The 24,050-nt window shown below is 65.0% G+C and carries 4 protein-coding genes; all 4 read left to right on the forward strand.

Annotation, left to right across the window (positions count from 1 at the left end; genetic code table 11):
• Positions 1–38: 38 nt before the first annotated feature.
• From HX866_RS22410 to HX866_RS22425, 4 genes are read left to right on the forward strand one after another with little or no spacing between them, the layout of a single operon-like run.
• Positions 39–9,575, forward strand: a complete 9,537-nt coding sequence (locus HX866_RS22410; protein WP_177140420.1) for a non-ribosomal peptide synthetase — start codon at positions 39–41, stop codon at positions 9,573–9,575.
• A gap of 2 nt (positions 9,576–9,577) precedes the next feature.
• Positions 9,578–18,595, forward strand: a complete 9,018-nt coding sequence (locus HX866_RS22415; protein ID WP_177140421.1) for a non-ribosomal peptide synthetase — start codon at positions 9,578–9,580, stop codon at positions 18,593–18,595.
• Positions 18,592–22,404, forward strand: a complete 3,813-nt coding sequence (locus HX866_RS22420) for an amino acid adenylation domain-containing protein (protein WP_177140422.1) — start codon at positions 18,592–18,594, stop codon at positions 22,402–22,404. Before HX866_RS22415 ends, HX866_RS22420 begins: the two co-directional genes overlap by 4 nt.
• On the forward strand, positions 22,401–24,041 hold the full coding sequence (locus HX866_RS22425) for a cyclic peptide export ABC transporter (protein WP_177140423.1): 1,641 nt from the start codon (positions 22,401–22,403) through the stop codon (positions 24,039–24,041). The genes HX866_RS22420 and HX866_RS22425 overlap by 4 nt, the downstream gene beginning before the upstream one ends.
• The last annotated feature ends 9 nt before the right edge of the window (positions 24,042–24,050 follow it).

Consider the following 24,050-nt stretch of genomic DNA (forward strand, 5'->3'; position numbering starts at 1 on the left):
GCCATGACCCCTTTGCACAAGATTTGGAGACCGGCTGCATGAATGACAAGGTAAAAGCACTGTCGCGCAATATCGAGGCTATCTATCCTCTGGCGCCCATGCAGCAGGGGCTGCTGTTCCATAGCCTGATGCACCCCGGCCAAGGCATGTACCTGTTGCAGTATCGCCATGTGATGGTCATGCCCGACCTCGATCTGCCAGCGTTTCGCCAGGCCTGGGCCGAGGTCGTCGAGCGTCACGAACTGCTGCGCACCTCCTTCGTCTGGAAACAGCAGAAGCGCCCGATGCAGGTGGTGCACAAGCAGGTTGAACTGCCGATCACCTATGAAGACTGGTCGCAGATCGACGAGACCGAACAACAGCGGCGCCTGGAGCAGTTGCTCAGCGAAGAGCGCCGCGACGGCCTGGACTTCACCAAGGCGCCGCTGATGCGCGTGCGCCTGTTCAAGCTGGCGGCCGACACTTATCAGTTCGTGCGCAGCTATCACCATATCCTGATGGATGCCTGGTGTTTCTCCATCATCATGATGGACTTCTTCAACGGCTACCGGGCCGCCCAGGAAGGTCGGCGCCTGGCGCTGCCGGCGCCACGCCCGTACAAGGACTTTATCCGCTGGCTCGAACAGCAGAACCCGGATGATCACCAGGCATTCTGGCAACAGCGCCTGGCCGGTTTCGATACGCCGACCGAGTTCGGCTTCGGCCATGCCGGGCGCATCCTGCACGCCGATGAACCGGTACGCGATTGCGTCGAACACCTGACGGTCGCGCAAACCCTGCAACTGCAACAGGTCGCCGGCACTCACGGCATCACCCTCAACACCCTGGTGCAAGGCGCGTGGGCGTTGTTGCTGGCGCGCTACAGCGGTGATCGCGATGTGTTGTTCGGCGTTACCGTGGCCGGGCGTCCGTTGCACCTGCAAGGCATGGAGCAAGTCGTCGGCCTGTTTATCAACAGCCTGCCGTTGCGCTGGCAGTTGCAGCCGGAGCAGACCCTCGGCCAGTGGCTGGCGGCGTTGCAGGTGGAAAACCTCAGCCTGCGCGAACACGAAAGTGTTTCCCTGGCGCAGATTCAGCGCTGGAGCGAGGTGCATGGCCAGGACCTGTTCCAGAGCCTGTTCGTTTTCGAGAACGCGCCGATCACCGCTGACCTGCGCCAGGGCGCGCTGGATTACCTGATCAGCGACATGACCAACCGCACCCACACCAACTACCCGGTAACGGTAGTGATCGTGCCGGGCGAGCGCCTGCACCTGCAACTGACCTACCAGACCGACTGGTTCGAGGCGGCGGAAATCCAGGCCATGCTCGGGCATTTCCGCACGCTGTTGTTGAACATGGGCGACGCATTGGCGGCCCAGACCGACATCGCGCTGCAGCGCATTGGCATGCTTGCCACCGAGGACGTGCAACGGCAGTTCCAGGACTGGGCCACGGGCGGTGTCGTGGCGGATCTCCAGGCCCTGCAGCCTTTGTATATCGAACGCTTCGAGCAGCAAGTACGCCAGACCCCCGATCAGGTCGCAGTGCTGTTCGATGGCCGCAGCATGACCTTCGATCAGCTGAACCGCGCCGCCAACCGCATGGCGCGTAGCCTGCGTGACCAGGGTGTGGGCAATGACGACCTGCTGGCGCTGCTCGATGAGCGCGGCTTCGATCTGTTGATCATGATCCTGGCAACGCTCAAGGCCGGTGCCGGCTGGTTGCCGCTGGACCCGCGCAACCCGCCGCAGCGCCTGGCCCAGGTACTGAAACAAAGCCGCACGCCGTTGCTGGTCCATGGCCTGGGGCAAACGCCGTTGGCCGAAGAGGCCCTGGCGCTGCTTGAAGCCGCACCGAAAGCCCAGGGGTATGACCTGCGCACGCTGGAGGATTACAGCGACAGCAATCTCGGCATCGCTGTGGACTCGCAATCGCTGGCGTACTGCATCTTTACCTCTGGTTCCACCGGCACGCCAAAAGGCGCGATGGTGACCCACACCGGGATGCTCAACAACATGCTCGGCAAGCTGCCGGGGGCCGAACAGGCCAACGGCCTGGGGCTCGGCGCGAGCGATGTGATTGCGCAGACCGCGCCGCAATGTTTCGACATTTCGGTCTGGCAAACCCTGGCCGGTCTGGTGCTCGGTGCACGCACGGTGATCCTCGCCGATTGCGTGGTGCAGAACCCCCAGGCCCTGGCGGATGCCATCAGCGCCGAGGGCATCAGTATTCTGGAAGCCGTGCCTTCGCTGATGCAAAGCCTGCTCGACGCCGATCTGGAGCGTTCGTCGCTGCGCTGGGTACTGGCCACGGGTGAAGCCCTGCCACCGGCCCTGGCCCGACGCTGGTTCGAACGCTACCCAAGCATCCCGTTGATGAATGCCTACGGCCCGGCCGAATGTTCCGATGACGTGGCCTTCCACGCCTTGACCGAGCGCCTGGCCGATAACCGCAGCGGCGTGCCGATCGGCCGTGCGACCCTGAATAATCGCCTGTACCTGCTCGATGGCGATCTTGAGCCGTTGCCGGTGGGCGCGGTGGGTGAAGTCTATGTTGCCGGGGTCGGTGTCGGGCGCGGTTACATGGCCGATCCAGCGCGTACGGCGGCGGTGTTCCTGCCCAACCTGATCGCCAACGATGGCAGCCGCCTGTATCGCACCGGCGACCTGGCGCGTTTTCTGGCCAATGGCGACCTCGAATACGTCGGGCGCACCGACCACCAGGTCAAGGTCCGTGGGCACCGTATCGAACTGGACGAAATCGAAGCGTGCCTGACCCGCTGTCCGGGTGTGCGTGAAGCCGTGGTGGTGGCCCGTGACGATCAGCAGCGTGCCAAGGTGCTGGTGGCCTACGTCGTCGCCGAAGCCTCGGTGACCCTTGAGCAACTGCGCGAGTTTGTCCTCGCCGGCCTGCCGCCGTACATGCTGCCCGGCGCGTTCATGCTGCTGGAGCGGATGCCGCTGAATGCCAACGGCAAGATCGACCGCAAGAACCTGCCGGCACCGGATTTCGCCGCGCAGAGCCAGGCCCGTTATGTCGCCCCGCGCAACGAACTGGAACAGCAGATGAGCCAGGCCTGGCAAGAGCTGCTGGGGCTGGATCGGGTCGGTATCGAAGACAATTTCTTCGAGCTGGGCGGGCATTCCCTGCTGGCCACCCAACTGATCGGCCTGGTGGGCAAGATCAGCGGCAAGGACCTGCCATTGCGCAAGGTCTTCGAGCTGCCGACCATCGCCGCCATGGCCGAATGGCTGCAGACCCAGGACGGCAGCAGCACCACGGGCCCGCGACGTTTGCCGCGCCCGGAGTCGTTGCCGCTGTCATTTGCCCAGCAACGCATGTGGTTCCTGCAACAGCTCGACCCCGCCAGCCCCGCCTATAACCTGTCCGGTGCCGTGCGCCTGACTGGCGCATTGCAGGTCGAGGCGTTCAACGCCGCGTTGCAGGACCTGTTCGATGCCCACGAAGTGCTGCGGACGCTGTTTATCAGCAACGCCGGCGAGCCGCAGTTGCAGATCCTGCCGTCGATGACGTCACACCTGCCGCTGCTGGAGATCGACAGTGAGGACGATCTGAGCGCACGTCTGCGCCAGGACGCCATGACGCCTTTTGCCCTGGACACCGCGCCCCTGTTGCGTACGGTGCTGTACCGCCTGGCGCCGCAGGAGCATGTGCTGTCCTTGAGTTGCCATCACATCATCGCCGACGGCTGGTCACTGCAATTGATCATCGATCAGTTGTGCCAGCGTTACCGCGAGCGGGTTCAGGGCCAGGCACCGGCGATCCCCGCCACGGCGACGGACCTGCAATACGCCGACTATGCGCTTTGGCAGCATGAGTGGATGCGCGGTGAGGTTTGCCAGAAAGAACTGGGCTTCTGGCGCGAGCAACTGTCCGGCGAGTTGCCGGTGCTCGAACTGGCGGCGGATTTCCCCAGGCCGAACCAGGCCAGCCAGGCCGGCGGCCGTGTCGAACAGCGCCTGTCGGATGCCTTGACCCAGCGCTTGCGCAGCTTCAGCAGTGCCCGCGGCTGGAGCAGTTTCATTCCGCTGCTCAGCACCTTCCAGTGCCTGTTGCGCAGCCGCAGCGGCAGCGATGACATCCTCGTCGGTGTGCCGGTCGCCAACCGTCATCACCGGGTGCTGCAGCCTTTGGTCGGGTGCTTCGTTAATACCCTGGTGTACCGCCAGACCTTGAGCGGCGCCCGTAGCCCGGTGCAACTGATGCAGGACCTGCAAGCACGTTCGATGGCGATCCAGACCCATCAGGACCTGCCATTCGACTACCTGATCGAGCAACTCGGTGTCTCCCGGCAGGTCAGTTACAACCCGGTTTTCCAGGCCATGTTCAACTACTTCCCGGGCAATGCCCTGGAGCGTTTCGAGCTGACCGACCTGGTGGCCGAACCGCTGTCGAACCCGCCGCAAAGTGCCCTGTGCGACCTGCACCTGGATGTGCGCGACAGTGAGCACGGCATCACCTTGAGCTTCCAGTACAGTAGTGACCTGTTCCGTGAGCAGACCGTGCAGCGCATGGCCGGGCAGTACCTGGCGATGCTCGAAGCAATCCTCAAGGCGCCGGAATGCGCGTTGGGTGAACTGAGCTGGCAGCCCTTCGAGCGGGCCGCTTCGCGTTTGATCGGTCAGCGCGTCGACGCGGTCGAGGACGTGCTGTTGGCGTTCGAACACCAGGTGCTTGCGCATCCCGACGCCACGGCGCTGAGCGTGGCCGACGGCACGCTGAGCTACGCCCAGGTGGGCCGGGCGGTCGACGTCCTGGCCAGTGCCTTGCGCGCCCGGGGTGTCGATACCGATGATCGGGTCGCCCTGTGCCTGCCACGCAATGCCTACCTGCCGGTGGCCATGCTCGCGGTGCTCAAGGCGGGTGCCGCCTACGTGCCGCTGGCCGAAGACACACCGCAGGAACGTGGCGGCTATGTCCTGGCCCATGCACGACCACGGCTGTGCCTGACCACAACACCACAGTTGCCGGTATTGGCCGCCTGGGGCAGTGACGTCGAGCTGCTGGATATCCAGGACCTGTTGCCGGTCTTTGATCAGTCCGCCGCTAGCGGGCCGGATAGCCCGAGCCTGTCGCCACGGGCCGAGCCGAGCCAACTGGCGTATATCCTCTACACCTCCGGCTCCACCGGGCAGCCGAAGGGCGTGGCGGTCAATCGCGGCAACCTGGCGAACCTGTTGCTGGCGATGAACGCCGTGCTGCCACTCTCGGCGAACGACGCGGTGCTGGCCCTGACCACGGCGACCTTCGACATCGCCATCGTCGAGTTGCTGCTGCCGCTGACCCAGGGCGCCCGTATCGTGCTGGCCGACCGCGAACAGGCGCGCGATCCGCAGGCCATCGATGCGCTGATCGGTGCCGCACGGCCGACGGTGCTGCAGGCGACGCCGGCCACCTGGCGCATGCTGGTGGCGCACACCCAGCGGCGCTGGGAGGGGGTGCGGGTGATTTCCGGTGGCGAAGCCTTGCCGACGGCGTTGGCCGAAGCCATGGAAGCCCGTGGCGCGCGTGTGATCAATGGCTACGGCCCGACCGAAGCCACGGTCTACAGCACCTTTGAAGTCCGTACCCCGGGCGCCGAAGGGGTGGAGGTGCCGATCGGCGTGCCGGTGGTCAACACCAGCGGTTATATCCTCGATGCCGACTTGCAGGCAGTAGCCCCCGGCGTGCCGGGCGAGCTGTTCCTGGCGGGTGAACACCTGGGTCGTGGTTATTTCGCCGCCCCGGGCCTGACCGCCGCCGCTTTCCTGCCGGACCCTTTTGTGCCGGGGGCGCGGATGTACCGCACCGGCGACCGTGTACGGCGCAATGCGCAGGGTAGCCTGGATTATCTGGGACGCCTGGATTTCCAGGTCAAGCTGCGCGGTTTCCGTATCGAACTCGGCGAGATCGAGGCATTGCTGGCACGTTTGCCCGGTGTCACTGGCGCTGCCGTGTTGTTGCTGGGACACGGTGAGTCAGCCCGCCTGGTGGCCTACTATTCGGGTGAGGAAATCCCCACCGAACACTTGCGCGGCCCCTTGGCCACCCAGTTGCCCGAGTACATGCTGCCGAGCCAGTTCGTCTATCTGGCGCAGATGCCCTTGAGCAGCAGCGGCAAGGTCGACCGCAAGGCGCTCCCGCTGCCGGCGCGCCAGGGCGGCGAAACCAAGCCGCTGCTGACTGAAGCCCAGGCCCGGCTGGCCGTGCTTTGGCAGGAGCTGCTGGGCTGTGGCGATATCGGCCCGCACGACAACTTCTTCGAGCTGGGCGGCCATTCGTTGCTGGCGGCACGCCTGGTGGCGCGGATCTCCGAACGCTATCAACAGCGCCTGCCATTGCGCGCGGTGTTCGAACAACCCACGTTGCAGGCACTGGCGGCGTCGCTCGAAGCCGGCGACGAGACCCCGGAGATGATTGTGCGCCCGGTCTGCGGCACCTCGGCGCCGTTGCATTTCACCCAGCAACGGCTGTGGTTCCTGGATCGCCTGCAAGGCGAAACCCGTGCTTATCACCTGTCGCTGGCCCTGCATCTGCAAGGGCAACTGCAGCCGGACCTGCTGCAAGAGGCGCTGGTGCAACTGGCGGCGCGTCAGCACAGCCTGCGCACCCGGTTCAGTGAAACCGGCGAAGGTCCACGACAAACCACGGTGGACCTCGCGGGCACCGTGTTGCGCCTCGCTCAACTGGGCGATGTACACGGCCCGGCATTCGCACAGACCCTGCGCGACGAAGCCCTGGCCGACTTCGACCTGGTGAATGGGCCGCTGTGGCGTGCGTGTTTGTATCAGGGGCCGGCCTCCGGCGTGCTGCAATTGACCTTGCACCACATCATTGCCGATGCGCGCTCGCTGGAAATCCTCTTCGACGAGCTGCAACAGCTCTATCAGGCGCTGGCCCAGGACCGCGCTCCGCAGTTGCCCGAACTGGTGCTGCAGTTCCGTGATGTGGCGGCCAGTTGGCAAAGCCCGGCGGGCGAGGAGCGTATCGAGGCGCAACTGGCCTATTGGCGCGAGCAACTGGCCGGCGAGCCTCCGGTGCTCGACCTGCCGACGGACCTGCCGCGCCCGGCTCAACAGCGTTACCACGGACAGCGCCTGCGTTTCAGTCTGCCGGGCAGGCTGATCGCCCGCCTGCGCGAGACCGCCCGGCAACACGGCCTGACGGCATTTTCGCCGTTGCTCGCGGCCTGGAGCCTGCTGTTGGCCCGTCATTCCGGGCAGCGCGACCTCTGGCTCGGCTTGCCGGTTGCGCAACGGCATCAAGCGCACACCGACCCGCTGATCGGCTATTTCGCCAGCACCCAGGTGTTGCGTAGCCGGATCGATCCGCAACAATCGGTCGCGGATTTCTGGCAACAGTTGCAAAGCACCTGGCTGGCCGGGCAGCAGCACGGCGACGTGCCGTTTGAACGCCTGGTCGAGGCCTTGCAGGTACGCCGCGACCTGAGCCATACGCCGTTGTTCCAGGCGCTGTTCAACCTGATCCAGCGGGACACGGCCGCCACCGATACGCAGCACTTTGCCGGATTGCCGGCCCAACGGCTGGACATCGACAGCAGCACCGCCCTGGTGGACATCGGCCTGCACATCGAACAGCACGGTGCGCACTGGCAGTGCGTCATTGAATACAACACCGACCTGTTCGTCGCGGCCACGGCCCAGCGTTATGCCGACGAGTTCCAGTACTTGCTGGAGGGCATGCTGGAGAGCCCCGAGGCACGTTTGTGGGCGGTGGACCTGGCGAATGCCGACCATGCGCTGGCCGAGCGTCCCTGGCATCGTCCGTTGCAGCCATTGAGTGCCGAACAGGATCCGATCGCCCGTTTCGAGCGGCAGGTGCGCCTGACCCCGGACGCCCTGGCCGTGGATTGCCAGGAGCAAAGCCTGAGCTATGCGCAACTCAATACCTTGAGCAATCGCCTGGCGCACTGGCTGGGCAAGCAGGGGGTTGAACGCGATGCGCTGGTGGCGGTGTGCCTGAACCGTGGCGTCTGGCTGTTGCCGACCTTGCTCGCAATACACAAGGCCGGGGCTGCTTACCTGCCACTGGACCCGCAGCATCCGCCTGAGCGTTTGCGCTTTATTCTCGAACACGCGCGTCCGGCGTTGCTGCTCAGTGAGCAGGCGTGTGCCGACGTGCTGGGGTCCCTGGCCGGTGTGCTGGCCTGCCATCAGGTCGACACTCTGGCGCTGGACCCATTGGCTGCCGAAAACCCGGCGCAGGCGGTCGAGCCACTGCAACGCGCCTATGTGATCTACACCTCGGGTTCCACCGGCACGCCAAAAGGCGTGCAGGTCACCCGAGGCAACCTGAGCAACCTGTTGGCCGGGCTCGATCGGCAAGTACCGCTGACCGCCAGCGATGTGTGGCTGGCCAGCACCACTTACGCCTTCGACATGTGCAAGCCCGAGCTGTTCCTGCCATTGGTGAACGGTGCCTCGCTGCTGCTGGCGCGTCGCGAACAGGTGGTCGACGGTCATCGCCTGTTTGCCTTGCTGCGTCAGGCCACGGTGTTCCAGGCCACGCCAGCGGGCTGGCAGTTGTTGCTGGAAACCGGGCAAAGCCAGTGGCCGCCCCTGCGTGGCCTGATCGGCGGCGAAGCGGTACCGGCCGAACTGGCCAATGCCCTTACGCACCACGGCGTGAAGTTGATCAACGCCTACGGTCCGACGGAAACCACCGTCTGGTCGACCACCGAAGCGCTGTCCGATGAGCAGCGTGGCATCGCCGGGATCGGCTCGCCGTTGCTGAACACCTTCTGCTATGTGCTGGACGAGTACTATCGTCCAGTGCCATTGGGCAGTACCGGCGAGTTGTACATCGGTGGCGTCGGGGTGACCCGTGGCTACCACCTCGCGCCGACCTTGACCGCAGCGGCGTTCCTGCCGGATCCGTTCAACCCGCAGCCGGGCAGCCGCATGTACCGCACCGGCGATGTGGTCAAGCGCAGTGCCGATGGTCGCTTGCAGTACGTCGGTCGTGCCGACTTCCAGATCAAGGTGCGGGGTTTCCGCATCGAGCCGGGTGAGATCGAATCCCTGCTGCGGCGTTATCCGGGCGTGGAGGAGGCGGTGGTGATGGTCGATGCCCGCCAGGACAGCCTGACTGCCTGGCTGCAGGTCGGTGATGCCGGCGCGCCGGACAGCGCGGCGCTGCGTCAGTACCTCGAAAGCCGCTTGCCCGCCTACATGGTGCCGAGCGCCTTTGTCACGCTGCCGCGCTTCGCCCTGAACAGCAACGGCAAGATTGATCGCAAGGCTTTGCCGCAGCCCAACCTGGCGGCTGAGCGCAGCTCGGTGGCGCCGCGCACGACCCTCGAAGCCGAGCTGGTGCAGGTCTGGCAAGAGCTGCTGGGACTGCCGACGGTGGGGGTCCAGGACAGCTTCTTCGAGCTGGGCGGGCACTCGTTGCTGGCCATGCGCCTGATGACCCGGATCGAAAGCCGCTACGGCGTGAAAGTCGAGCTGCGGGCCTTGTTCCACAACCCGACGATTGCCGGTCTTGCCGAGCAGATTGAATCCCCGCAGGCACCGTCCGCGGACGAGGCGCTGGACGAGATGCAGCGCCTGCTATCAGAAATGGAAGAGTGAAGATGGACGCAATGACGCAACAGGCATTCCACGACATTGCCCAGCGCCTGGCTTCCCTGCCGGCGGACAAGAAAACCCTGTTTCGCCAGCGTCTGGCGCAAAAGGGCATCGACAGCTGGCGCCTGCCAATCGTCGCCACGCCGCTGCAGAGCGGCGCGGCGGCCCCGCTGTCGGCGGCGCAGCAACGTTTTCTGACGGCCGAAGCCGCCAGCGGGCGAGCCCTCTACAACCTGTGTTCGGTGCTGCGTTTCGAAGGCCAACTGGATGTACAGCGCCTGCAACAGGCGTTGCAGCAGTTGGTGACACGCCACGAAGTGCTGCGCACCCACTATCCATTGGACGAGCAGGGTCGGCCTTCGGCGCTGTGCCGTGACGGGTTGGTGGAGGCGCCGCAGGTGCAAGCGCTGCCGGTGCCCTTGGCGCAACAGGACTCATGGTGTGCCGAAGAGTACGCACGGCAACTGGCCGAACCCTTCGACCTGACCCAGGGCGCGCCCTTGCGCCTGCGCGCGTTCAGTGACGAGGAGCGACGCTGGACCTGGCTGTTTTTCACCATTCATCACGTCGCCTACGACGCCTGGTCGGCGCAACAACTGACCGCCGAGCTGGCCGAAGCCTACCGTGCCCTGCTTGAGGGGGACGCGCCCGAGCAGCCGGCGTTGAGCATTCAATACCGTGACTATGCCGCCTGGGAACGGGAATGGCTGGACAGCGAGCAGTGTCGCCAGCAACTCGACTACTGGTGCTCGGTGCTGGCCGACGCGCCAGGCCCCCTGGCGTTGCCGCTGGATCGCCCACGGCCAGGTGCCGCCCAGCGTCGGTACAGTGGCGCGGTGTTGACGCGTGAATTGCCGGCGGCGCTGTCGCGGGATCTCGACGAGGCGATCCGCCGCCAGGGCGTGACCCTGTACATCTACGGTTTGACCGCGTTCAGCTGGTTGCTGGCGCGCTACAGCGGCGAGCGCGACCTGTGCCTCGGCACCTCGATTGCCCAGCGTGATCGCCCGGAACTGACCCCGCTGATCGGCCCGTTGCTCAACACCCTGGTGATTCGCCAAACGCTGCACGACGACCCGGCGTTTGCCAGTGCCTTGCTGCGCACCCGCGACACCGTGGCGGGGGCCTTTGACCACCAGACACTGCCGTTTGAAACCCTGTTGCAAGCCTTGCAGCGCCCGCGTGGCGAACCGCTGTTTCAGGTGATGTTCGTCCAGGTCGACCTGCCGCAGAGCCGCCGCCTGGAGTTGCCCGGCGTCGCGGTCGAGGTGCTTGACCCGCCGCAGCGTCACGCACGTTTCGACCTGACCTTGCGCATGCTGCGCACCGACGGCCAGCAGATTCGTTGCGAGCTGGAATACAGCGACGAACTGTTCGATGCCGCCACCGCGCAACAACTGCTCGACGATCTACTGGACGTCCTGCACAGCACGGCGTTGAACCCACAACAACGCCTGAGTGAAATGCGCCTGGCTTCGCCGCCGAGCGAATGCACCGGCCAGGCCCTCACGACGCCATTGTTGCCGCTGGATCAGCGCCTGTTGCACGCGGCGGCTGAAAACCCGCAGGCCACTGCGTTGCTCGGCGACGGTGTTGAAATCAGCCGTGCCGATCTGGCCCTGGCCTCACAAACCCTGGCGGCGCGGCTTGCCGCCCTGGGCGTCGGCGCCGGGCAGGTGGTGGGCTTGTGCCTGCCGCGCACGGCCGAGCAGATCAGCGCCATGCTGGCTTGCTGGCAACTGGGCGCGGTGTGCCTGTTTCTCGATCCGACGCAACCTGCGGAGCGCTTGGAGCGGCTGCTGGAAAACAGCGAGGCCGTGGCGCTGCTGACCCTGGAGCAGGCTCCGGGGTTATCCAGCGAACTGCCCCGCCTGATGCTGTCGTTCGCCGACCTGCTGACCGCGCAGGCTCCTCCCCAAGGCCCCGCCAACAGTCGGCTCGACGCCCCGGCCTACCTGATTTACACCTCGGGTTCCACCGGCCAGCCCAAGGGTGTCCTGGTCAGCCATGGCAACCTGGCCCATTACGCGGCAGCCGTTACGCAGCGTTTGCAGGCACCTGCCGGCAGCCGTTGGGCGACCTTGGCCACGGTTGCGGCGGACCTCGGCCTGACCTGCGTTTTCGCCGCCCTGCACAGCGGTGACCCGTTGGTGCTGCCGGACGCGGCGTTGGCCTTCGATCCTCCGGGCTGGGCTGACTTCCTGCAACGCCAGCCGGTGGATTGCCTGAAAATCGCACCGTCGCATCTGCGCGGCTTGCTGGCCCTGGCCGACGCCGAGCGGGTCTTGCCCAAGCGCCTGCTGATCCTCGGTGGCGAAGGCTTCGATGCGGCGCTGCTGGCCAGGGTGCGCGAGCTGTCGCCGCAACTGCGCATCTTCAACCACTACGGACCGTCGGAAACCACCGTGGGTGTGGTTTGCGCGCAAATTCCCGCCGATGAACACGGCGCCTCCAGTGCCTATCTGCCCCTGGGGCAGGCGCTGGCCGGCGCTCGCGTGCAGGTGGTCGATGCGGCCGGCAACCTGGTGCCTCGGGGTGTCGCCGGGGAGCTGTTGATCGGCGGCCCGCAAGTCGCGCTGGGTTACCTGGGACAGCCCGACGCGAGTGTTTTCGGAGTCCGCGATGGCATGCGTTGTTATCGCAGCGGTGATCGGGTGCGCCTGGATCGGCAGGACCGCCTATGGTTCCTCGGGCGTCAGGACGACCAGGTGAAGATTCGCGGTTTCCGCGTCGAACCGGGCGAAGTGGCGGCCTGGTTGAACGCCCAGCCCGCGGTCGAGCAGGCCGCCGTGCTGGCGCTGGAGATCAAGGGCCGCCTGCAATTGGTCGCGTACCTGGCGCCACTCCAGGACGACCGGGCATTGGCCGCCCTGCAGGCCGCCGCCCGGCAGCAGTTGCCGGACGCTCTGGTGCCCGCCCACTGGTTGAGCCTGGCAGCGCTGCCGCTGTCGGCCAACGGCAAGCTGGACCGGCGTGCCTTGCCGGTGCCGGAAGAACAGTTGCTCGCCACGGGTTCTGGCCAGGCGCCAGCAAGCGCAACCGAGCAGGTCCTGGCGAAGCTCTGGTGCCAGTTGCTGGGCTGTGCCGACGTCAGTCGCGAGGATGATTTTTTTGCCTTGGGCGGCGACTCGATCCTCAGCCTGCAGTTGATCGGGCTGGCGCGCCGTGAGGGGCTGAAGCTCAAACCCCGAACCGTGCTGGAGCATTCGCGTTTGTCGGCCATGGCATTGCACGCCGACTGCGCTTCCTTGCCCGCGTTGCTGACCGTGCTGATGGCCTTTCGCGAATTGCTGCAGCAGCCGGAGATCGATGCGGACAGCGACTTTTTCGCCGCCGGTGGTGATTCGATTCTCAGCCTGCAGTTGATCGCTCGCCTGCGCCAGGCGAAATTGCGCCTGTTGCCCAAGCAACTGCTGGAGCACCCGACACCACGCGCCTTGGCGACGGTGCTGGATGGACGGGTCGAGGTTGCTCCCCCTCCGGCGGTCGCCGTGGTCGGGCCGCATCGCTTGTCCCATGCCCAGCAACGCCTGTGGTTCATGCAGCAACTGGATCCGGCGTCGACTGCCTACAACGTCACCCAGTCACTGGCCTTGCACGGCGCGCTGGAGGTCGATGTCCTGCGCCGGGCCACGGACCTGCTGCTACAACGTCATGAGGCATTGCGTTGCCGGTTCTTCGAGGAGGCGGGCCAGGTCTGGCAGCGTCTCGATGATTCCGCGGTGTCGGTGTTCCAGCTGCATGACGTGCGTGGCATGAGCGCGGCGCAAGTCGAAGCGCGCATCGGGCAATGCGCGGTGCGTGCGTTTGACCTCGCCCACGGACCGTTGCTGGCACTGGACCTGTTCCAGCTCGGCGCCGAGGACTATCGACTGCTGTTCAACGTGCACCATATTGCCGTCGATGGCTGGTCCATGAGCCTGCTGGTGCAGGATCTGACCGCGCTCTATACGGCCCTGCGCAGCCAGTTGCCGGTGGACAGCTTGCCGCTGCCTGCCACTGGCTTGCTGACGCTGGTCGAACAACAGCGCCAGGCGCTGGAAGGCGAACGCAACGTCGTGTTGCTGGATTACTGGAAGCAACGCCTGGATGGTTTGAATCACGATGCACTGGCGTTGCCGGCCGACTGGCTGCGACCACCGGTTCAGGTCCACAGCGGTGCGCGCACCGAGTACCTGTTGCCGGTGGCCCTCAGCACCGCGCTGGAAAGCCGCGCGCGGACCTGGGGGGTGACGCCGTTCGTGTTGTATTTCGCTGCCCAGCAACTGCTGCTCTGGCGCCATGCCGGGCGCACGGATTTTGCCGTCGGGTTGCCGGTGGCGGGGCGCGAGTCCGCCGAGTCCCAGGGGCTGGTCGGGCTCTTCGTCAACACCCTGGCGTATCGGGTCGGCATCGATGGCGTGCAGAGTGTCGAAGCGTTCATTCGCGATTTGCAGCGGCAGTTGAGCGCCGACCTGGCGCATCAGCAGTTGCCGTTCGAGCAGTTGCTCGACGTACTCGATGTGCCCCGCAGCCTCGACCGTACGCCACTGTTCCAGACCCTGTTCAACTACCAGGCCGATGCCAGCCAGGCGCGGCGCATCGAGCTGCCCGAGGTCACGGTTGAACCCCTGGCCTTGCCGGCCGATTCGATCAGTGCCAAGTTCGACCTGACTTTCAACCTGTTCAGCCAGGGGCGCGGCGAGCAGGCCACGACCCGACTGATCGTCGAGTACGCCACGGCCTTGTTCCGTCCGGCAACCACCGAGCGTCTGGTGACGGATTATCTGGGGCTGCTGGAGAGCCTGAGCCGAGTCGATGTGCAGAGCCGTCTCAACGACCTGCCGCTGGCCTCGGTGGCCACTTTGCCTGAGCATGGCGAATCGCGGGCGTTGACGGCGGAGATGGATTTTGTCCAGCGCTTCCAGCATCAAGCCAGTGTTCACGGCGATGCCGTGGCGCTGCTCTGCGGTGAGCGGCAGTTGACCTATCGTCAGCTCGAAGCCCGGGCCAACCGCCTGGCGCACTGGTTGTTGAACCAGGGCGTGCCGGCCGAGGCCACGGTCGCTTTCTGCCTGCCCCGTGACGAACGGCTGTTGATCTGCCTGTTGGCGATTCAGAAGGCCGGGGCGCAGTACCTGCCCCTCGATCCGAGCCATCCGCCGGCCCGGCAGAACAGCATTTTGCAACGGGCGCAGCCTTGGCTGTACCTGTGTGATGAACTGCCGGCGGCGGGCGACCTGCCTGAAGGCCTGAGCACACAGCGCTGGGCGCAGCTGGACCTGAGCGCACAGCCCGAATACCCGCCGCAGTTGAATATCGGCCTGCACCGCCTGGCCTATACGCTCTACACCTCGGGCTCGACCGGGCAGCCCAAAGGTGTGCAGATCAGCCGTGGCAACTTCGCCAACTTCCTGTTGGCGATGGAGCAGGCGCTGCCGCTGGAGGGCGTGCAACGTTACCTGGCCCTGACCACCATCACCTTCGACATTGCCGGCCTGGAGCTTTGCCTGCCGCTGGTACGCGGCTCGACCGTGGTCCTTGCCGACGAACAGCAGCGCCTTGATCCATTGCTGCTCGGGCAATTGATCCGGCAGCAGGCGGTGGACCTGATCCAGGCGACGCCGGCGACCTGGAACCTGTTGCTCAACAACGACCGCCAGGCGCTGAGTGGTCGCCTGGGGCTGGCGGGCGGCGAAGCGCTGCCCCGGGAGATGGCGGACCAACTGCGCACTGAACTGAGCCAGTTGATCAACGTCTATGGCCCGACCGAAACCAGCGTCTGGTCCACCTATGGGGAGGTCAGCGACGGTGACGAGGTGGTCGTTCCGATTGGCCGTCCGCTGCTCAACACCCGTTGCCATGTGCTCGACGAGTCTCTGTGCAAGGTGCCACCGGGCTGCGTCGGCGAGTTGTACATCGCCGGTGCCGGACTTGCCCGTGGTTACGCCGGGCAACCGGGGCTGACGGCCGAGCGTTTTATCGCCGACCCGTTCGGCGGCCAGGGCGAACGCCTGTATCGAACCGGCGACCTGGTGCGCTGGCAGGCGGACGGCCAGTTGTATTACCTCGGCCGCTCGGACGACCAGATCAAATTGCGCGGTTTCCGCATTGAACTGGGCGAAATCGAGGCCGCGTTGCTGATGTATCCGGCAGTCAAACAGGCCGTGGTGGTCGTGCAGGGTGAACACCTGGCGGCCTTCTGGGTCGCGGACTCAAACGCCGCCGTGGACGAAGAGGCGTTGCGTGAGCACCTGGGCCAGCGCTTGCCGGTGTATATGCTGCCGACGCACCTGAGCCGCCTTGAGCACCTGCCGTTGAACAGCAACGGCAAGGTCGACCGCAAGCAATTGCCGACGCTGGAGTTTATCGATAGCCCCGTGGCCGTGCAGTCCACTGCGGATTGGTCGGAGAATGCTGCACGTTTGGGCGTCATCTGGGCGCAGGTGCTGCAGCGTGCGCAGATCCCGCTCGATGGGCATTTCTTCCTGCTTGGCGGACACTCGCTGATGGCCGCGCAAGTCCGCTCGCGCTTGCGTGAGCATGGGCTGGACATGCCGTTGCGTTGGTTGTTCGAAACCCCGGTGCTGGCTGAACTGGCGGCGCGCCTGGACGGCCTGGGCGAAGGTGAAGCGCTGAACCAGGTGATTGCCCGGGTGGATGTGCAGCACGATCAACCCTTGTCGTCGGCCCAGCAACGGGTCTGGTTGATGCAGCAACTGAACCCGCAGGACAGCGGCTTCAACATGAGCACCCGAGTGCGCCTGCGCGGTGATCTGCAGTCGGAGGCACTGGCGCGGGCACTGCAACAGGTGATCGAGCGCCATGCCATTTTGCGCACCACCTATCACTCGATCAATGGCGAAGGCCGGCAGCGTATTCATCCGCATCTGCCGGTCGAACTGCAGCTGCTGAGCCTCGATGAACAGCACTGGCCCGCGCGCTTGCGCGAGCTGTCGCTGGCGGTCTTCGACCTTGGCCGGGATGCGCCGATCCGCGCCGCGCTGGTCCAGGTCGCGCCCCGGGAGCATGTGCTGCAGTTGGTCCTGCACCACGTGGCCTCGGACGGTTGGTCCGGGGCGATCCTGGTCGACGAGCTGATCCAGAGCTATGAAGCTTACTGCCAGGGCACTCAGCCGGCGCTGCTGGCGTTGCCGATTCAATATGTCGACTACGCGGTCTGGCAAGCCTCGACGGCATTGCAACAGCGTCATCGGCAAGGTGTCGCGTTCTGGCAACGGACCCTGGCCGGAATTCCGCCGCAGGTGCCGCTGCCGTTCGACTTTCCGCGCCCCGAGCATGATGACGGCGCCGGTAGCGCGGTGGATTTCCGCCTCTGTGCCGCCACTGTGCAGCGCTTGAAAACCCTGCAGCAGGACAGCGGCGTTTCGCTGTTCATGCTGCTGCTGACGACCTATGGCGTGGTCCTGCAACAGCAGACCCAGGGGCGCGACCTGGTGATCGGTACCGATGTCGCCAACCGCGAACACCCGGCCACCGAAGGGCTGATCGGTTTCTTCGTCAACCTGTTGGCCTTGCGCCTGCGTCCGCAACCGGAGCTGAGTCTGCGCGAGCAGGCGCTGCGGGTGCGCGAGGTCTGCCTGGAGGCGTTCGCGTTCCAGGACACGCCGTTCGACCAGGTCGTCGAAGGGCTGCAACTGCCCCGTGCGAGCAATGTTCACCCATTGCTGCAAACCCTCTTTGTGCTCGACAACACGCCACGCCAACAGCAGCGTCTGGGTGGCCTCGAGGTAGTGTCGATCAGTGCCGAACAGCACCATTCGAAATTCGACATGGCGCTGTTTGCCAGCGAAGACGGCGATGAGCTGAGCCTGCGCTGGGTCTACCGCAGCAGCCTGTTCCGACATGCCACGGTCGAGCGCCTGCGCGACGCCTTCACCGACCTGCTGGAGCAGGCGCTGGAACGTCCCGACACGCCTATTGAAATTCTTTCCGCCAAGGGAGCGGCTTCCATGTCCACGGATAACCCCGTGCAACGCAAAATGAGCAAACTCGGCAAGCTGCGCCAGAGCGGCCCGGCCGCAGTGCTCGAACCGATTGAAACCCGGCCGTTGCGCGCCGATTCGCCGTTCCCTTTGCTGGTGCAGGTCCGTGAGCGCGAACTGGCGCCGGCGGTCTGGGCCCAAGCCCACCGCGAACAGGTCGAAGGCTGGTTGCGCACCCATGGCGGGATCCTGTTCCGTGGTTTCGATCTGCCGACCCCGGCGGATTTCGAACAGTTCTGCCAGGCGCTGTGCCCGGAGCTGTACGGTCAGTACGGCGACCTGCCGAAGAAGGAAGGCGGCAACAAGATCTACAAGTCCACGCCGTACCCCAAGGACCGGATGATCCTGTTCCACAACGAAAGCGCGCACCAGCATCGCTGGCCACGGCGTCAGTGGTTCTACTGCGAGATCCCGGCCACGGTCGGCGGGGCCACGCCGATTGTCGACAGCCGTGAAGTCTACCGGGCGTTGCCGAGCTGGCTGCAGGACAACCTGCGTCGTCGGCAATTGATGTATGTGCGCAATTTTACCCGTGACATCGATGTCAGCTGGCAGCATTTCTTCCGCACCGAAGACCGGGCCGAAGTGGAGCGCGTCTGCCGTGAAAGCGATATTGCCTTCGAATGGCGCGGTGCCGATGACCTGCATACCCGCCAGGTCTGCCCGGCGGTGATCCTGCACCCGATCACCGGTGAAGAAAGCTTCTTCAACCAGGTCCAGCTCTATCATCCGGCGTTCCTCGACGCCGACATCCGCGAGCAGTTCCTCCTCGGCGGTGAACAGGCGCTGCCCCGTCAGGTGTATTACGGGGACGGTTCGGCACTGGAGCCCGAGGCGATCGAGGCGATCAATGCCGCCTACGACCGCTGTGCCGTGCGTTTTGACTGGCAACAGGGCGACGTGGTGATGCTGGATAACATGCTCGCCGCCCATGCGCGGGATCCGTTCGACGGCGAACGCAAAATTGTCGTGGCCATGGGCGATATCTACGCCCGGCATCAGGTCGTGGCCGCACCGGCCGTGGAGACCACAGCATGATGAACCTTGGATTGCCGTTGTCGGCACAGCAAAAACACCTGGCCGAGGGCGGCCATGAGGCGTGGCACTGGCTGCGCTTGAGCCTTCCCGGGGTTGCCGCCGAGACGCTGCGCGGGCGCCTGCTCGACGTGTTGCAGGGGCATGAAGCGTTGCGCCTGCGTTATGTGCGTCCGGAGGGGGCCACCGGTCTGCGGCAGATCGTGGCAGAGGGTGCCGACGTTGACCTCGATTGGCGTCAGGCGGATGCCGCCAGCGCCGACTTTTCGACCTGGCAGGCCGCCGCCCGGCAGCACCTGCGCGACCGGGCGCAGCGTCCCGATGTGTTGGCCTGGAGCCTGGGCGAACAACTGCTGCTGGCGTTTCCGGTCTGCTCGCTGGACTTGCGCAGCGTGGTCCAGTTGCAGGCGCGTTTGCTGGGTGTGGCGCCATCGGTGCCGGACAGCCCCGACGCCGAGCCGGCGATGCAGTACGGCCAGTACAGTGAATGGGTCAATGGCCTGTTGCAGGATGAGGATGCGGAACAGGGCGCGCAGTTCTGGCGCAACCTGAACTTTGCCCAGGCCCCGGGACTACGGCTGATCGAACGTTACGGCCAGGCCAGCGGTGAGCGTGAAGCGGTTTCCCAGGCGCTGTCGCCGAGTACCCTGGCGGCCTTGCAGGCATTGGCCCGGCGTGAGTCGGTGAGCCTTGAGCAACTGTTGCTGGCGGCCTGGGGCGCCTTGCTCGGGCGCCTCAAGGGCCAGGCCCACGCGCAACTGGTGTTGATGCATGATCCCCGTGATGACTATGAAGAGCTGGCGGGCGCCTATGGCCTGTTCGAGCAGCCGCTGCCGCTGCTGATGCAGTTGTCGGCGCAGAGCAACTGGCTGAGCCTGGCCCGGCAACTGGCGCGCCAGGTGGAAAACGCCGTCGATTGGCAAGAGTACGTGGCCCAGGCCCAGGTGCTGCCCGACTGGCGTGGTGCTTTGCAGGCCGGTCTGCGACTGTTGCACGCGCCGGCCAGCCAGGTGCTGGAACCGCTGTCGTTCGACGGCCCGGTCGAACTGCTCCTGCATTGCAGCCTTGATGCCCACGGCGCCGGCCAGTTGCTGCTGATTCATGACAACGGTCTGTATCTTCGCGGGCAGATAACGCTGTTGTTGCGTCGCTATCATGCTTGGCTGGATAACCTGCTGAGCCATTCGCAGTCTCCGCTGGATGAGGTCTCGGCCTTGTTGGCGGACGATGCCCTAGTCATGCAAACGCCGGTCCCGGCGCAGGCCGATGCCGATCTGGTGACGAGCTTTCGCGAGCACGCCCGGCGCCAGCCCACGCATCCGGCCTTGCGTGATGGCGGTTGGCTGTTGTCCTACGCCGAACTGGACCGTTTGAGCGACGTGGTCGCCGGCCATCTGCATCGCGCCGGTGCCGGTGCCGAACAGGTGGTGGGCCTGTACCTGCCGCGTGGCGCGCAGATGCTGATTGCCATGCTTGCCTGTTTCAAGGCGGGCGCGGCGTACCTGCCGTTGGACCCGCAGCAGCCGCCATTGCGCCTGCAAGGCATTCTCGACGACGCGCGGCCCCGGCTTTTGCTGCATCTGGATGACCTGGCTGCCGAGACGTCGATCCCGGGCCTGAGCTGGTCGGCGGTCAGCGCGGGCACGCCCTGGACTGAGTCGAGCGCGCCTGCGCCCGAACAGCTGGCCTATGTGCTGTACACCTCCGGCACCAGTGGCAAACCCAAGGGTGTGCAGATCGAACACGGACAACTGCGGCACTACGTGAACCAGGTCAGCCAGGCCTTGCAACTGCCCCAGGGCGGGCATTACGGCCTGGTCTCTTCGTTGCTCGCCGACCTGGGCAATACCGTGCTCTATCCCGCCTGGCTGCAGGGCGGCTGCGTGCATTTGCTGTCCCAGACGGTGGTGACCGATGCCCAGGCGTTTGCCGAAGAACTGGCGCGACATCCGCTGGACGTCCTGAAAATCGTCCCATCGCACCTCGAAGCCCTGATGGGGGAGCGCGAGCCCACTGCGGTGCTGCCGCGCCAGGTGCTGGTGCTCGGTGGCGAGCCGATCGGCGACAGCCTGGCCAACCGCTTGAGTGCTGCCGCGACGGATTGTCGTGTGTACAACCACTACGGTCCGACCGAAACCACGGTCGGTGTGCTCTGGCGTCGATTCGACCCGCTTCGGGGCAGCCTTGGAGCGGCGCTGGATCAGGTGATTGGCGACAACCGTATTTACCTGCTGGACGAGTCGCGTCAGCCGGTGCCGCCGGGGCAGGTCGCCGAGGTCTATGTCGCCGGGAGCAGCGTCGGACGCGGTTATGTCGGCGGGACCGAGGTCGGTGCCGGAGCGTTTGGCCAAGACCCGTTCGCGGCCGGGCGTTGCTACCGCACCGGCGACCTGGCCCTGCGTCAGGCCGACGGTGCCTTGCGCTTGTTGGGACGCAACGATCAACAGGTGAAAATACGCGGCTTCCGTCTGGAACTGGCCGAAGTCGAAGTGGCCTTGCGTGACTTGCCGGGGATCGAGCAAGCCGCCGTGTTGCTGGACGGCAGTGGTGAGCATGCACGTCTGCTGGCGTTTGTTGTCGAGGATTCGACCCCGCGCGAAAGTACCGAGCAGCGCCAGCAGGCGCTGGCCGGGCGCTTGCCCGATTACATGCGCCCGGCGCTGATCGTGTCGATGCGTTCATTACCGCTCAACGCCAATGGAAAGCTGGATGGCACGGTGTTGCTGGAGCGTGCGCGCTTGCAGCAATCGAGCACCCGGGTCGCCCCCGTGGGGGCACTGGAAACGGCGGTGCTGGAGATCTGGTGCAGTGCGCTGGGGGTCGAAACACTGGGGGTGATGGACAACTTCTTTGCCGTGGGTGGGCATTCCCTTGCGGCCATCAAAGTGGTGTCGATGATTCGCGAGCGGTTGGGGCTCAATCCGCCGACCAACCTGTTGTTCAGCCACCAGACCGTACGCGAACTGGTGGGCAGCCTCGCTCAGGCCGCCAGTGGTCATTGCCGGCTGCTGCGTGCGGCGGCGGACGATGCTCCGGTGCTGTTGGTGGTGCATGGTGCGCAAGGTCATTTGCAGGCCTACACCCCGCTGATTGCCGGCCTGGACCCGCGCTTCGCGGTGTACGGCCTGAGTGCGCTGGAGGAGGACTGGCAACCGCAGGTCGTGCTCGACACGCTGCTTGAGCGTTATGTGCAGTCGATTCCCGCTGCACTCAAGTCACGGCCGCTGCACCTGCTGGGTTGGAGTTTGGCTTCGCGATTGGCGCTGTTGCTGATACCGCATTTGCTCAGACACGGCTTCCAGGTCGGGGCGTTGCTGGTTCTGGACCATGATCCGCAGCGTGATCTGGCGGGCGAGGGCGATGAAAGCGGGCAATTGCTCGCGGACCTGGCGTTTTTCTGTCGCAGTCGCCAGCAACCGTTGCCGCCAATGCTGCTGGATCGGTTGTCCGCTCAACTGTCGGTTGGCACCTATGCTGAATGCGTGCAACAGCTGCTGGAGGATCCGCAGCTACGCGAGCATCTGCAATGGCAGGTCGAGGACCCGGCATTGCAAACGCACCTGACACAGTACCGGCGGATCAAGGTCGCGCTGTATGAGCAACGCCTGCCGGTGGTCGACGTTCCGATCCTGTTGTGGCGCGGTAATGCCCATGGTGACCTGCGTGCCACCTGGCAGGCCCACAGCTCCAGGCCGTTGCGTGACTGGACAGTGGATCTCGGGCACCACGAGATGCTTACCGATCCTCTGTTGCTGGACAGCCTGCACGCCGCATTGCCAGCCCCCTTTGCCGAGGCACCATCGATTTCATGAACCTATTGAAAGAGCTTCTTCACAACGCCCGCTGGCGCATCTTCCTGGCGATCCTCAGCAGTGCCTTGAGTGCCGCCACCAGCGTCGGTCTGATCGGTTACATCAACCGCAGCCTGGATCAGGGTATCGGCAGCCTGGTGAGCGGCGCGCTGTTGTTCGGCGGTTTGCTGCTGTTGCTGTTCGCCAGTGGGGTGGTTTCCCAGTGGCTGCTGGTACAGATCGGTCATCGGCTGGTCTATCAGTTGCGCTTGCGGCTGGTCGCGCGCCTGCTCGGCACTGCACTGGAGCGGATCGAGCGCCTGGGCAGCGCGCGCATCCATAACGCGCTGACCAAGGACGTGATGACGGTCGCCACGGCCTTCAAGCAACTGCCGATCTCCCTGTACAACGGCTTGTTGCTGCTGACCGGGCTGGCGTATATGGCCTGGCTGAGTTTGCCGTTCTTCCTGCTGACATTGCTGGTGATCGCCTTTGGTGTGGGCCTGGACCTGGTGCTCGGGCGCAAGGTCAAAGTGCTGATGCAGGCCGTGCGGCTTCAGGAGGATCAACTGACCGAGCAGTTCGAGGCGTCGATCCAGGGGCGTGCGGAACTGGGCTTGAGCCGTGAGCGACGGAGCTTTCTCTTCCACTATCGACTGGAGCCGATTGCGCGGGATTCGCTGGTCGCCTCGGTGCGCGCCGACACCCTGTGGGCAATCAACCTGAACTGGACCACGCTGCTGGTCTTTCTGCTGATCGGCACGCTGTTTTTCTTCGGCCAGGGTCTGGGCTTGCTCAGCCAGCAAGTGGTGGTCGGTTATGTGCTGGCGATCATGTTCCTGCGCACGCCGATTTCAATGATCCTCGATGCGATCCCGGCGGTGATCCGTGGTCATGTGGCGTTGCAGTCCATTGACGCCCTGGCGCTGGGTGAGATGACCCGTTTCGACCTGCCGACGCAAAAGTCCGAGCCGTTTCGCGAGTTGCGCCTGGAAGGCGTGCATTACCGCTATCCGGGGCAGAACGATGAGTTCGCCTTCAAGCTGGGGCCCATGGACCTGACGATTCGCCGTGGCGAACTGGTGTTTATCGTCGGCGGCAACGGCAGCGGCAAATCGACCCTGGCCAAGCTGCTGACCGGTCTGTATTCACCGAGTTCCGGCCGGGTGTTGCTCAACGGCACAGTGCTCGGGGCCGATGATGGCGAATGGCATCGCGAACATTTCGCGGCGATTTTTTCCGATTTCTACCTGTTCGCCGATGTGCTTGGCGAGCAGGGCAATCGCGAAGGGCTCGAAGCGCGGGTCGAACACTATCTCAAGCGTCTGGGGTTGGAACACAAGGTCCGACTGAACGATGGCAGCCTGTCGACCACGGCGTTGTCCCAGGGCCAGCGCAAGCGCCTGGCGTTGTTGCTGATGATGATGGAAGGGCGCGAGGTGCTGTTGCTCGATGAGTGGGCGGCGGACCAGGATCCGGTGTTCCGGCATGTGTTTTATCACGAGTTGCTGCCGGAGCTTAAAGCCGACGGCAAGACGGTCATTGCCATTACCCACGACGACCGCTACTTCGATCAGGCCGACCATATCTATCGGCTGGATTACGGTCATCTGGTGGCTTACGACCATGCTGTCGAAAGTCCGTTTCAGTCGGCCTGACGTCGGGCG

The sequence above is a fragment of the Pseudomonas gingeri genome (assembly GCF_013386165.1).
GTDB classification, from domain to species: domain Bacteria; phylum Pseudomonadota; class Gammaproteobacteria; order Pseudomonadales; family Pseudomonadaceae; genus Aquipseudomonas; species Aquipseudomonas gingeri_C.

What these genes read in the sequence shown, in the direction of transcription:
- HX866_RS22415 (WP_177140421.1), top strand. Translation starts at nt 9,578, where the DNA reads ATGGACGCAATGACGCAACAGGCATTCCACGACATTGCCCAGCGCCTG.
- HX866_RS22420 (WP_177140422.1), top strand. Translation starts at nt 18,592, where the DNA reads ATGATGAACCTTGGATTGCCGTTGTCGGCACAGCAAAAACACCTGGCC.
- HX866_RS22425 (WP_177140423.1), top strand. Translation starts at nt 22,401, where the DNA reads ATGAACCTATTGAAAGAGCTTCTTCACAACGCCCGCTGGCGCATCTTC.
- HX866_RS22410 (WP_177140420.1), top strand. Translation starts at nt 39, where the DNA reads ATGAATGACAAGGTAAAAGCACTGTCGCGCAATATCGAGGCTATCTAT.